The organism is Streptomyces sp. NPDC053513 (assembly GCF_044544765.1).
Classification (GTDB): Bacteria; Actinomycetota; Actinomycetes; order Streptomycetales; family Streptomycetaceae; genus Streptomyces; species Streptomyces litmocidini.
Map to the genome: position 1 here is coordinate 1 of NZ_JBITXP010000001.1, position 11971 is coordinate 11971.

The 11971-nt window shown below is 74.2% G+C and carries 14 protein-coding genes; 7 read left to right on the top strand and 7 right to left on the bottom strand.

All coding sequences use genetic code 11. The features are described from left to right. The 3 genes from ACIGW4_RS00005 to ACIGW4_RS00015 form a co-directional block, all read left to right on the top strand. On the top strand, positions 1-96 hold a 96-nt coding region (locus tag ACIGW4_RS00005), incomplete at its 5' end, for an acyl-CoA dehydrogenase family protein (RefSeq protein ID WP_157849844.1). A gap of 28 nt (positions 97-124) precedes the next feature. Further along, positions 125-910, top strand: coding sequence for an electron transfer flavoprotein subunit beta/FixA family protein (locus tag ACIGW4_RS00010; protein WP_123456077.1), 786 nt, complete (start codon positions 125-127; stop codon positions 908-910). 33 nt (positions 911-943) lie between these two features. Further along, complete coding sequence (locus tag ACIGW4_RS00015; RefSeq protein WP_398713490.1) at positions 944-1900, top strand: electron transfer flavoprotein subunit alpha/FixB family protein; 957 nt, start codon at positions 944-946, stop codon at positions 1898-1900. Between the two features lie 157 nt (positions 1901-2057). On the opposite strand, the gene ACIGW4_RS00020 is transcribed toward ACIGW4_RS00015, so the two are convergent. The 3 genes from ACIGW4_RS00020 to ACIGW4_RS00030 all read right to left on the bottom strand — a co-directional run bounded on the left by ACIGW4_RS00020 (position 2058) and on the right by ACIGW4_RS00030 (position 4153). After that, on the bottom strand, positions 2058-2441 hold the full coding sequence (locus ACIGW4_RS00020; protein ID WP_190161086.1) for a zinc ribbon domain-containing protein: 384 nt from the start codon (positions 2439-2441) through the stop codon (positions 2058-2060). A 152-nt stretch (positions 2442-2593) separates the two neighbouring features. Further along, positions 2594-3304: a TetR/AcrR family transcriptional regulator gene (locus ACIGW4_RS00025; RefSeq protein WP_123456074.1), complete on the bottom strand. Its 711-nt coding sequence runs from the start codon at positions 3302-3304 to the stop codon at positions 2594-2596. Positions 3305-3391: 87 nt separating this feature from the next. After that, a complete protein-coding gene (locus ACIGW4_RS00030) occupies positions 3392-4153 on the bottom strand; it encodes an SDR family NAD(P)-dependent oxidoreductase (RefSeq protein ID WP_399577393.1) in 762 nt (253 codons plus the stop codon). A gap of 513 nt (positions 4154-4666) precedes the next feature. Between ACIGW4_RS00030 and ACIGW4_RS00035 the strand changes: the two genes are divergently transcribed. Both ACIGW4_RS00035 and ACIGW4_RS00040 read left to right on the top strand, forming a co-directional pair. After that, complete coding sequence (locus ACIGW4_RS00035; RefSeq protein WP_399578161.1) at positions 4667-5233, top strand: heme-binding protein; 567 nt, start codon at positions 4667-4669, stop codon at positions 5231-5233. A 37-nt stretch (positions 5234-5270) separates the two neighbouring features. Further along, positions 5271-5894 carry an ankyrin repeat domain-containing protein gene (locus tag ACIGW4_RS00040; RefSeq protein ID WP_399577394.1) on the top strand — a complete coding sequence of 208 codons (624 nt, stop codon included), beginning with the start codon at positions 5271-5273 and terminating at the stop codon, positions 5892-5894. Here ACIGW4_RS00040 and ACIGW4_RS00045 read toward each other — a convergent pair. After that, complete coding sequence (locus ACIGW4_RS00045) at positions 5865-6437, bottom strand: CGNR zinc finger domain-containing protein (protein WP_399577396.1); 573 nt, start codon at positions 6435-6437, stop codon at positions 5865-5867. The genes ACIGW4_RS00040 and ACIGW4_RS00045 overlap by 30 nt on opposite strands. A gap of 56 nt (positions 6438-6493) precedes the next feature. Here ACIGW4_RS00045 and ACIGW4_RS00050 point away from each other — a divergent pair, with 56 nt between their 5' ends. After that, complete coding sequence (locus ACIGW4_RS00050; protein WP_399577398.1) at positions 6494-7687, top strand: MFS transporter; 1194 nt, start codon at positions 6494-6496, stop codon at positions 7685-7687. Between the two features lie 60 nt (positions 7688-7747). Here the strand turns inward: ACIGW4_RS00050 and ACIGW4_RS00055 are convergent, their stop codons facing one another. Continuing rightward, the gene (locus ACIGW4_RS00055; RefSeq protein ID WP_123456069.1) at positions 7748-8899 is read right to left on the bottom strand and encodes an acyl-CoA dehydrogenase family protein; all 1152 of its coding nucleotides are present in this window, start codon (positions 8897-8899) and stop codon (positions 7748-7750) included. 115 nt (positions 8900-9014) lie between these two features. Between ACIGW4_RS00055 and ACIGW4_RS00060 the strand changes: the two genes are divergently transcribed. Next, on the top strand, positions 9015-9620 hold the full coding sequence (locus tag ACIGW4_RS00060; RefSeq protein WP_359590459.1) for a TetR/AcrR family transcriptional regulator: 606 nt from the start codon (positions 9015-9017) through the stop codon (positions 9618-9620). A gap of 124 nt (positions 9621-9744) precedes the next feature. Here ACIGW4_RS00060 and ACIGW4_RS00065 read toward each other — a convergent pair whose 3' ends face one another. Beyond that, positions 9745-11103, bottom strand: a complete 1359-nt coding sequence (locus tag ACIGW4_RS00065) for a GH1 family beta-glucosidase (RefSeq protein WP_398713499.1) — start codon at positions 11101-11103, stop codon at positions 9745-9747. Between the two features lie 26 nt (positions 11104-11129). Continuing rightward, a complete protein-coding gene (locus ACIGW4_RS00070; RefSeq protein ID WP_123457556.1) occupies positions 11130-11969 on the bottom strand; it encodes a carbohydrate ABC transporter permease in 840 nt (279 codons plus the stop codon). Between the last annotated feature and the right edge of the window lie 2 nt (positions 11970-11971).

Below are 11971 nucleotides of genomic sequence, written 5' to 3' on the forward strand. Positions count from 1 at the left end.
CCCGTCGAGCGCATGATGCGCGACGCCAAGATCACCCAGATCTACGAGGGCACCAACCAGGTCCAGCGCATCGTCATGGCCCGCAACCTCCCGTAACCACCAGCCCCTCGAAAGGAGACAGGCCGTGACCCTGAAGATCGCTGTCTGTGTGAAGTACGTCCCCGACGCGACCGGCGACCGCGGTTTCGCCGACGACCTGACGACCGACCGCGAGGCCGTGGACGGCCTGCTGTCGGAGCTCGACGAGTACGCGGTCGAGCAGGCCCTGCGCATCTCGGAGGAGTCCGACGACGCCGAGGTGACCGTCGTGACGGTCGGCCCGGACGACGCCAAGGACGCGCTGCGCAAGGCGCTGTCGATGGGCGCCGACAAGGCCGTCCACGTCAACGACGAGTCCATCCACGGCTCCGACGTCATCGCGACCTCCGCGATCCTGGCCAAGGCCCTGGAGAAGACCGGCTTCGACCTGGTCGTCTGCGGCATGGCCTCGACCGACGGCACGATGGGCGTCCTGCCCGCGCTGCTCGCCGAGCGCCTGAGCCTGCCGCAGGTCACCCTGCTGTCCGAGCTCTCCGTCGAGGACGGCCTGGTCAAGGGCCGCCGTGACGGCGACGCCGCCACCGAGCTCCTGGAGGCCCCGCTGCCGGCCGTCGTCTCGGTCACCGACCAGTCCGGCGAGGCCCGTTACCCCTCCTTCAAGGGGATCATGGCCGCCAAGAAGAAGCCGGTCGAGGAGCTGGACCTGGACGACCTGGACATCGACGCCGACGAGGTCGGCCTCGCCGGGTCCTGGACCCTGGTCGACGCCGTGGCCGCCCGCCCGGCCCGCACCCAGGGCACGATCATCACGGACGAGGGCGACGGCGGCAAGCAGCTCGCCGCCTTCCTCGCCGGCCAGAAGTTCATCTGACCCACCGTCACCCCACCTCAGGAGCAAGGAATCATGGCTGAGATCCTGGTTCTCGTGGACCACGCCGACGGTGCGGTCCGCAAGCCCGCCCTCGAACTGCTGACGCTGGCCCGCCGCGTCGGCGAGCCCTCGGCGGTCGTCCTCGGCGCCGGCGAGGCCGCCGCCTCGATCGCCGCCACGGCCGGCGAGTACGGCGCGGCCACCGTGTACGTCGCGGACGGCGCCGAGTTCACCGAGCAGCTCGTCGTCCCGAAGGTCGACGCGCTCGCCCAGATCGCGAAGGAGAAGGGGGTGGCCGCCGTCCTGGTGACCTCCTCCGGCGAGGGCAAGGAGATCGCGGCCCGTGTCGCGCTCCGCCTCGGCTCCGGCCTGATCACCGACGCCGTGGAGCTGGAGGCCGGCGACAAGGGCCCCGTCGCCACGCAGTCCGTCTTCGCCGCCTCGTACCAGGTGAAGTCCATCGTCTCGCACGGCGTCCCGGTCATCACCGTCAAGCCGAACTCCGCGGCCCCGGAGGCCGCTCCGGCCGCCGGCGCGGTCGAGAACGTCACGGTGGCCTTCACCGGCAACGCCGCCAAGGTCGTCTCGCGCACCCCGCGCGTCTCCACCGGCCGTCCCGAGCTGACCGAGTCCGCGATCGTGGTCTCCGGCGGTCGCGGCGTCGGCGCGGCCGAGGGCTTCTCGGTCGTCGAGAAGCTGGCCGACTCGCTCGGCGCGGCCGTCGGCGCCTCCCGGGCCGCCGTGGACGCCGGCTGGTACCCGCACTCCAACCAGGTCGGCCAGACCGGCAAGCAGGTCTCCCCGCAGCTGTACGTGGCGGCGGGCATCTCCGGCGCGATCCAGCACCGGGCCGGCATGCAGACCTCGAAGACGATCGTCGCGGTCAACAAGGACCCCGAGGCCCCGATCTTCGACCTGGTCGACTACGGCGTGGTCGGCGACCTCTTCGAGGTGCTGCCGCAGCTGACGGACGAGATCGGCGCGCGCTGATCCGTGCCGGTCGGGGGTCGGCGGACGCCGGCCCCCGACCGGAGCAGGAAGGGGGGGGGGGGGGGGGGGGGGCCCCCCCCCCCCCCCCCCCCGGGCCCCGGGGGGGGGGGGGGGCCCGCGCCCCCCCCCGCCCCTTCTTCGTGTACTCACCCGGCGCTCAGTACCAGCCGTCGAGCGGGACCTCCTCGCAGAGCCGCACGACCGGCCTGCGCCCGGCGGAGGCGGCGCCGGCGAGCTTGACCCGGACCCCGGGGCGCACGGCGTGCAGCGGTCCGTCGACGCGGCAGCGGACGACGAAGCCCTCCGTCATGTGGACCGGCCAGAGGTCGGCGTCGGCGGCCGCGACCCCGCGCCGTACGGATATCACGCCCTCACCCCCGCTGAGTTCGGGCGCCAGGTCGGTCGACCCGCAGGTCGGGCAGAGCAGACGCTGGAACGTCGTGGTGTGGCACCAGCGGCAGCGCTGGAAGTACAGCTCGGACTCGGGGGCCGACTCCTCGGCCTGGACGGCGGTCCCGCTCCTCATTCCCGTGTGGAACACGATGCCTTCTCCTTGCACTCGGCGGCTCGACCGTGCATGGAGCAAAGATATGGCACTGAGTGCCACCAAATAAAGACCTGAGTTCCCTCAATTCGAGATACTGAGGACCCCGAGGCCGTTCGGTGACCCTCCTGAGATCCCCCGGTGACCCCTCAGCCCTCGCCGAGGCTCGACTCCACCTCGCGCACCACGCGCCACATGGGGGTGGAGCGCTTGGTGATCACCACGACGACGTCCTCGGCCTCCTCGGCCGGCGCGTCCGCCGCCTGGCCGCCGGTGGCCCAGGTGGCGCGGACGAACTCCAGGGCCCCGTCCACCTCGGCCAGCGGGTCGCCCTCGCCGCCCGAGCGCAGCCAGTGCCGCAGGGCGTGGTTGTGCGCGGCGACCACGGCCGCCGCGACGACGTTGGCGCGCAGGGTGCCGTCCCTGCGGTCGGCCCAGCGGGTGCGCAGGTAGTCGCCGAGGGTCTTCTCGTACCGCCAGACCACCGACAGCTCGTACGTGCGCAGTCCGGCCACCTCGCGGGTGAGCCGGTAGCGCTGCACGGAGAAGGTGGGGTTCTCGGCGTACATCCGCATGACGAGCCGGGCGGCGTCGCAGACCCGGACCACCGGGTCGTCGGAGTCGGCGCTCGCGGCGAGGAAGCGGGTCATGTCGGCGAGGCACTGCTCGTGGTCGGGGAAGACCACGTCCTCCTTGGACGGGAAGTACCGGAAGAAGGACCGCCGGCCGACGCCCGCGAGCGTGACGATGTCGTCGACGGTGGTCTGCTCGTAGCCCCGCTCCAGGAAGAGCTGGAAGGCCGCGGCGATGAGGGAGTCCCGCATCGCGGGCTTCGTGGAGTTCGTCGAGGCTGTTCCCATGGCTCGAACCTAACACCCGGACGGACCCTTACAGCACTCGGTGCCGGAAGAATCCGGCACCGAGTGCTGTAGTGGGGGTACGGAGGCTCAGCGGGCGCTCATGCGGAGGGCGCCGTCCATGCGAATCGTCTCGCCGTTGAGGTAGTCGTGCTCGGCGATCATCGTCACGAGCCGGGCGTACTCCTCCGGACGCGCGAGGCGCTGCGGGAAGGTGACGCTCGCGGCGAGACCGGCCCGGACGTCCTCGCCGAAGCCGGCCATCATCGGGGTGTCGACGATGCCGGGGGCGATGGTGACGACCCGGATGCCGAACTGCGCCAGGTCACGTGCGGCGGTGACGGTCATCCCCGCGACGCCCGCCTTGGAGGCGGCGTACGCGATCTGTCCGACCTGGCCCTCGAAGGCGGCGATGGACGCGGTGTTGACGACGAGGCCGCGCTGGCCGTGCTCGTCGGGCTCGTGGCGGGCGATGGCCTCGGCGGCGAGCCGCATCACGTTGAAGGTGCCGAGCAGGTTGACGTTGAGCACCGTACGGAACAGGTCGAGGTCGTGCGGTCCCTTGCGGCCCAGGATGCGGGCGGAGGGGGCGATGCCCGCGCAGTTCACGGCGAGCCGCAGCTCGGCGCCGTCGGCGTCGATCGCGGCGAGCGCCTCGCGGACCTGGTCCTCGTCGGTGACGTCCGCGGCGAGCAGCTGCACGCCCTCGGGCAGCGGCCCGGCGGCGGCCACGGCCTTGTCCAGGTCCAGGCCGTAGACGGTGGCGCCGCGCGCGGCGAGTGCGGCGGCGGTGGCGGCGCCGAGGCCGGAAGCGGCGCCGGTGACGAGAGCGGCGGAGCCGGCGATGTCCATGGAACTCCTCGTTCGTGTCGTGCGGGTGCGACCCTGCCGCCGGGATGGCCGCCGGATCGGGCGCGTGCCCGCGGAGGACCGCGCGGTCCGCGCGATCTGCGCCGCCCACCATAGAACCGTGTGTGCCGCCCCCGGAAGCGGAGGCCGAGCCGGGGGCCGGCTCCTCTTCGCCGGGCCGTACGGCGGCGGGGCCGACCCGACCGCCGATCAGGTCTGACCACACATCAGAAGGCTTTTCTGAGCGGGTACTTGTCGTCGTGGTTGATGACGGCGCGCGGTCGGCTGCCGCGGCGCGGCGGGGGCCCTCACCGAACCGGCCGCGCGGTGGGGGGAGGAGGCCGGGGGTCGACCGATCGGATGACCCCGGGGTCCACCGCCCGGGGCGCCGGGTGCAGCCGGGACGACGACGGGAGACGGCAGGGTACGGCACCAGGATGGAGGACAGAGCGGGCCACGGCTTCCCGACGGCCCCCGCGGTTCCCCGAGTCCACTGGAGCAGACCCCATGAAGCACGTGAAGAAGGCCCCCTCGCGCACCCGAGTCGTGACCGGTGGCGCGATCGTCGCCGCCCTCGCCCTCGGCGGCTTCGGGGCCTACTCCGCGAGCGCCACCGGCGAGGACACGGCGGCCGCGCCGGCCGCCGCCACCGCCGAGGCGGACGCCAAGAACAAGAACACGACGCGCTCCACGCACCTGACGGTCGAGGCCGCCACGAAGGCCGCGCAGGCGGCCCTGGACGCCGCCGAGCAGGAGAACCAGCGGGTGTCCGTGGCGGTCGTGGACCGCAACGGCAACACCCTCGTCACCCTGCGCGGCGACGGCGCGGGCCCGCAGTCCTACGAGTCGGCCGTGAAGAAGGCGTACACCGCCGTCTCCTGGAACGCCCCCACCTCCGAGCTGGCCAAGCGCCTCACGAACGCGCCGACCCTGAAGGACATCCCCGGCACCCTCTTCCTCGCCGGCGGCGCCCCGGTCACCGCCAAGGGCGCCCCGATCGCGGGCATCGGCGTCGCCGGCGCCCCCTCGGGCGACCTCGACGAGAAGTTCGCCCAGGCCGGCGTCGCCTCGCTCGGCAAGTAAGTCCCCGGGCAGACGCCCGCGTACGAGGAAACCCGCCATGAACGCGCTCGACCACACCCTCCTGGCGGCCGCCGCGCACGGTGACGCCGTCGCCGTCCGCGCGGCCCTCGACGCGGGCGCCCGCGTCGAGGCCCGGGACCGGCACCGCCGCACCCCGCTGCTGCGGGCCGCGCTGCGCGACCACGTCCCCGCCGCGCGGGCCCTCCTCGCCGCGGGCGCCGACCCGAACGCGCAGGACGACCGGTCCGACAGCCCGTGGCTGGTCACCGGCGTCACGGGCAGCGTCGCCATGATGCGGGCCCTGCTCCCGGCGGGCCCCGACCTGAAGCTGACCAACCGCCACGGCGGCACCGCCCTCATCCCCGCCGCGGAACGCGGCCACGTGCCGTACGTCCGCGCCGTGCTCCACGAGACCGCGATCGACGTCGACCACGTCAACCGGCTCGGCTGGACGGCGCTCCTGGAGGCCGTGATCCTCGGCTCGGGCGCCCGCGCGCACCAGGACGTCGTCGCCCTCCTGCTCACCGCGGGCGCCGACCCCGAGCTCCCCGACCCGTACGGCCGCACGGCGCTCCAGCACGCCGAACGGCACGGCCTGACGGAGATCGCGGCGCTGCTCCGGAGGGCCGGGTCAGGCGGGGCCCTGCGTCCCGCCGCCTGAGTGCCGTCCCCGGTGGGCGGCGACCCGCTCGCGGGTGGCGCAGCGGCGGGAGCAGTAGCGGCGCTCGGGCCCGCTTCCCTGCGAGACGAAGACGTTCCGGCAGCTGCCCGACGCGCACGCCCTGCCGGGCGGGCGCTGCCGGTCCCAGACGAGGACGGCGAGTGCCAGACAGGACGAGGCGAGCAGCCACTCGGCCCAGGGCGCGTCGTCGTCCCGGTCGACGTGCGCGTGCCAGGGGGCGGTGCCGCCGTGCGAGGTCAGCCGGAGCGGCCCGGTGTGCTCCCGCAGGAGCCGGTTCAGGACGGCGGCGGCCTCGTCGGCGGTCGCGGCGGCGAAGACCTCCCGCAGCAGGGCGGCGGCCGCCCGCATCCCGGCCACCTCCTCGGGACCGAGCTCGACGGGGCCGGCCTCCCCGTACTCCAGGAGCACGGCGGCGACCTCGCCCGGGTCAAGCCGGTCGTCGGCGAGGACGTTGACGAGGGCGGCGGCGCGGCGGGCCGTCGTCAGGACGGAGTGGCGGGTGGACCGGTCGTCGTCGAACACCCCTGGAATGTAACGCAACTTGTGGAGTTTTGAGTTACCTCCGTACTGTCCTGCGGATGCGGACCCCTACCTTTCTGGCCGGGGCGCTGGTGGCCCGCGTCGGGGACGAGGCGGCCGGACCGGCGCTGCTCCTCACCGGCTTCGCCCTCGCCGGATCCACCGCCGAGGCGTCGGCGCTGCTCGCGGCCGTCAGCGTCTCCGCCGCCCTCGGCGGACCGGTGCTCGGCGCGCTCCTCGACGGGGCGGCCCGCCCGGGCCGGCTGCTCGCCGGGGCGCTCGTCCTGTACGCGGCGGGCCTGACGCTCGTCCTCGCGGGGCTCGGCCGGCTGCCGTTCGCCGTCACCGTGGCGACGGCGGTCCTCACGGGCCTGGCGGGCCCGGCCCTCTCGGGAGGCTGGTCCGCCCAGTTGCCCCGGGTGGCGGGCGACCGGCTGTCCCGGGCGAACGCGCTGGACACGATGACCTTCGGCGCGGCGGCCCTGGCGGGCCCGGCCCTCGCGGGCGGGGCGGCGGAGGCACTGGGAGCACCGACGGCGGTGGTCCTCGCGGCGGCCCTCGTCGCCTCGGCGACTCCCGCGGCGTGGCTGCTCCCCGCGCGGGAGCGGGCCGGGGACGGGCACACCGGGCGTGCCCCGCACGGGCGCGCCGAGCCGGCCGCCGCGCCCCCGCTCACGCGTCCGGCCCCGGTGCTCCGCGTCCTGGTCTCCGGGACACGGGCCGTCCTCCGGAACCGGAGTCTCGTCCGGGCGACCCGTACCTCGGTCGTCACCTGTGTCGCCCAGGGCATGGTGACGGCCTGCGTCCCGCTGCTGGGCGAGCGGGTCCTCGGTGGAGCCGGGCGCGGGGCGGTGCTGCTCTCCTGCACGGCGGTCTCCGCCCTCGTGGCGAACGCCCTGCTCGCCCGGTTCCCGCCCGCCCTCTCCCCCGACGCGCTCGTACGGGCCGGGGCGCTGGTCCAGGCGGTCGCGCCCGCCCTCGCCCTGACCGGCGGGCCCGTGGCCCTGGTGGCTGCCTTCCTCGTCGCGGGGCTCGGCGAGGGGCCCCAGCTCACCGCCCTGTTCGCGGTGCGGCACCGGGAGTCCCCGGAGCATCTGCGCGGTCAGGTCTTCACCACCGGCGCCAGTCTCAAGATCACCGGTTTCGCCCTGGGGGCCGCGGCCGCCGGCCCCCTGGCGGCGCGGTCGCTCCCGGCCGCCCTGACGGCGGCGACGGCCGTGGCGCTGCTCGCGGCGGTCGGGGGCAGGCGGTGACCGGGGGCATGCGTCCGCCCCCGGCGCTCCGCTGCGGCCGGGGGCGGACGGACTCCGGGGTCACGCCGTGCGGGCGAGCCCCCGGCTGATGACGAGGCGCTGGATCTGGTTCGTCCCCTCGAAGATCTGCATGATCTTCGCCTCGCGCATGTAGCGCTCGACGGGGAAGTCGCGGGTGTAGCCGTAGCCGCCGAAGACCTGGACGGCGTCCGTGGTGACCTTCATCGCCGTGTCGGTGGCGATGAGCTTGGCCGCGCTGGCCTGACGGCTGAAGGGGCGGCCGAGGTCGCGGCGGCGGGCCGCGTCCAGGTAGGTGGCGCGGGCGGCGTCGACGGCGGCGGCCATGTCGGCGAGGAGGAAGCCGAGGCCCTGGTGGTCGACGATCCGGCGGCCGAAGGTGGTGCGCTCGTTGGCGTACACCACGGCGGCGTCCAGCGCGGCCTGGGCGAGGCCGGTGGCGCAGGCGGCGATGCCGAGGCGGCCGCTGTCGAGGGCGCTGAAGGCGATCTGGAGGCCCTGGCCCTCGTCCCCGATGCGCCGGTCCTCCTCGATGAGGGCGCCGTCCCAGTACGCCGCCGTCGTCGGCACGGCCTGGAGGCCCATCTTGCGCTCGGGGGCGCCGAAGCTCAGGCCCTCGGTGGCGCCGGGGGCGAGGAAGCAGGAGATGCCGTGGCTGCCGGGGGCGGTGCGGGCGAAAAGGGCGTAGAAGTCCGCCTTGCCGCCGTGGGTGATCCAGGCCTTGGTGCCGGTGACGCGGTAGCCGCTGCCGTCCTCCTGGCGCTCGGCCCTGCAGGTGAGGGCGGCGGCGTCGGAGCCGGCCTGCGGCTCGGAGAGGCTGTAGCCGCCGATGGTCCGGCCCTCGAGGATCGCGGGGAGCCAGCGCTCCTTCTGCTCCGGGGTGCCGAAGGTGTGCAGGGGGTGGCTGGCGAGGGTGTGGACGCTGGTGGCGACGCCGACGGCGGCCCAGCGCGCGGCGAGCTCCTCCAGGACCTGGAGGTACACCTCGTAGGGCTGGCCTCCGCCGCCGTACTCCTCGGGGTACGGGAGGCCGAGGAGCCCCGCCTCGCCGAGGGTGGCGAAGAGCCCCTCGGGATAGGTCTCGGCGGCCTCGTGCTCGTCCACCCGGGGAGAGAGCTCCTTGTCGGCGATCTCCCGGGTGAGGGCGATGAGGTCCGCTGCCTCGGGGGTGGGAAGCAGGCGGTCGACATCCATGGCGACTCCAGCGGCGCGCAAAGTGGTACTGGGGGAGGTACTACAGTACCGGTTAGCGTAGCGCAGAAGGGTGACGGCGTAACCCCCCGGAAGGACGGCCTGGAATACTGGCGGGGTGATCGAGACCTCCGCCGCCGACGCCCCCAAGCTGACGGGGCGCGGAGCGGCACGCCGCTCCGCCCTGTTCGAGGAACTCGTCGCCCTCCTCGTCGGCGAGGGCTTCGCCCGACTGACGCTCGACGACCTCGCCGCGCGGCTGCGCTGCTCGAAGCGGACCCTGTACGGCCTGGCCGGCAGCAAGGAGCAGCTGGTCCGGGCGGCGGTCGTGCACTTCTTCCGGCGCGCCACGGCCCGGGTCGAGGCGGTGCTCGCCGCCGCGGCGGATCCGGCCGAGCGGCTGTCCGCCTATCTGCGGGCGGTCTCGGCCGAGCTGGCGCCCGTCTCGCCGCAGTTCTTCGACGACGTGGCGGCCTTCGAGCCGGCGGCGGAGGTGTACGAGCGGAACACCCGGGCGGCGGCCGGCCGGGTGCAGCAGCTCATCGAGGAGGGCGTGCGGGCCGGCGTGTTCCGCGAGGTGCACGTGACCTTCGCGGCGGACGTCATCTCCTCGGTGATGGTCCGCATCCAGCGGCGCCAGGTGGCCGCGGCGACCGGCCTCGCCGACGCCGAGGCCTACGAGCAGCTGGCCGAGCTGCTGCTCAGTGGCCTCCGGAAGGCCTGATCCCCCGCAGCACGCGCGCCCGGCCCCGTCCTCGGAAGGACGGGGCCGGGCGGGAACGGCCGGAAACCGGCCGCTCGTACGGGCGGCCGGTCCCCCGCGCCCGGCTCCGGGCGCTGGGGGGGAACTAGCGGGCGTGCAGCGCGCGATGGGCGGCGACGATCTCCGCGTACCGCCGCCCGCTCGTCTTCACGGTGCGGCGCTGGGTCGCGTAGTCGACGTGGACGAGCCCGAAGCGCTTGTCGTAGCCGTAGGCCCACTCGAAGTTGTCGAGGAGGGACCAGGCGTAGTACCCGGCGAGCGGGACGCCCTTGCGCAGGGCGCGGGCGCAGGCGGCGAGGTGCTCCTCCAGGTAGCGGGTGCGCTCCGGGTCGTGGACCTCGCCGTCGGGTCCCGTGGTGTCGGGGAAGGCCGAGCCGTTCTCGGTGACGTACAGCCTGCGCGCGCCGTAGTCCTCGGTGAGGCGCAGCAGGAAGGCCTCCAGGCCGCCCGCGTCGATCTGCCAGTCCATGCCGGTGCGGGGCACGCCGGGGAGGCGGACCTCGCGGGCGTACGGGACGGGGCCCGTCGGGTCGTCGGCGACGGTGACCGGGAAGTAGTAGTTGAGCCCGTGCCAGTCGAGCGGGGCGGCGACGGCCTCCATGTCGCCCTGTCGCTCCGGGAGTTCGACGCCGTACAGCTCGCGCATGTCGGCGGGGAAGCCGCGGCCGAAGACCGGGTCGAGCCACCAGCGGTTGGTGTGGCCGTCCATGCGGGCGGCGGCGGCGACGTCCTCGGGGCGGGTGCTCGCGGGCGCGACGGTGGAGTGGTTGGTGACCAGGCCGACCCGGGCTCCGGGGGCGGCGGCGCGGACGGCGGCGGTGGCGAGGCCGTGGCCGAGGAGCAGGTGGTAGGAGGCGCGGACGGCGGCCGTGAGGTCGGTGAGGCCCGGTGCCATCCGGCCCTCCAGGTGGCCGATCCAGGCGGAGCAGAGGGGTTCGTTGAGGGTGGCCCACCGGGTGACGCGGTCGCCGAGGCGTTCCGCGACGATGCCGGCGTAGGCGGCGAGGTGTTCGGCGGTCTCGCGGACGGTCCAGCCGCCGCGGTCCTGGAGGGCCTGCGGCAGGTCCCAGTGGTAGAGGGTGACGGAGGGGGTGATCCCGGCGTCGAGGAGGCCGTCGACGAGCCGGTCGTAGAAGTCGAGCCCGGCCTCGTTGACGGGTCCGTCGCCGCCGGGGACGACGCGGGGCCAGGCGACGGAGAGCCGGTAGGAGTCGGTGCCGAGGCCCTTCATGAGGGCGATGTCCTCGGGCCAGCGGTGGTAGTGGTCGCAGGCGGTGTCGCCGTGGTCGCCGTTGTCGATCGCGCCGGGCACGCGGGAGAAGGTGTCCCAGATGGAGGGGGCGCGGCCGTCCTCGGCGACGGCGCCCTCGATCTGGTACGCGGAGGTGGCGGTGCCCCAGGCGAAGGACGGGGGGAAGGCGGCGAGGTCGAGCGGTTCTGACACGGGAGTCCTTTCGGGCCGGGAGGCCGTCACTTGACCGCGCCCGCGGTGAGGCCGGTGACGAGGTAGCGCTGGAGGAGCAGGAACCCGGCGACGACGGGGACACTCACCACGAGGGAGGCGGCCATCACCTGGTTCCAGTAGACGTCGTTCTGGGTGGCGTAGCCCTGGAGGCCGACGGCGAGGGTGCGGGTGGTGTCGGTCGTCATGACGGAGGCGAAGAGGACCTCGCCCCAGGCCGTCATGAAGGCGTAGACGCCGACGGCGACGATGCCGGGGACCGCGGCGGGGACGACGACGCGGAAGAGGGCGCCGAGCGGGCCGCAGCCGTCGACCTCGGCGGCCTCGTCGAGTTCGCGCGGGACGCCGTCGAAGTAGCCGATGAGCATCCAGATGGAGAACGGCAGCGAGAAGGTCAGATAGGTGAGGATCAGACCGCCGCGCGAGCCGAAGAGCGCGATGCCGGTGGCGTTGCCGATGTCGACGTAGAGGAGGAAGAGCGGCAGCAGGAAGAGGATGCCGGGGAACATCTGGGTGGAGAGCACCGTCACGGTGAAGACGCGCTTGCCGCGGAAGGCGTGGCGGCTGACGGCGTAGGCGGCGAAGACCGCGACGACGAGGGAGCAGACGGTGGCCGTGCCCGCGACGACCAGCGAGTTCACGAAGTAGTCGGCGAGCGGGACGGTCCGCCAGATGTCGAGGTACGGGCGGAGGGTGAGCCCGGAGGGGATCCACTGGAACTTCCCCGAGACGTCCGCGAGCGGTTTGAGGGAGCTGGAGACCATCACGTACACCGGCAGCAGGACGAAGCCGGTGAGCAGGGTGAGGAAGATCCGCCGGCTCCAGAGGAAGGAGCGGGGCGCGGCCATGG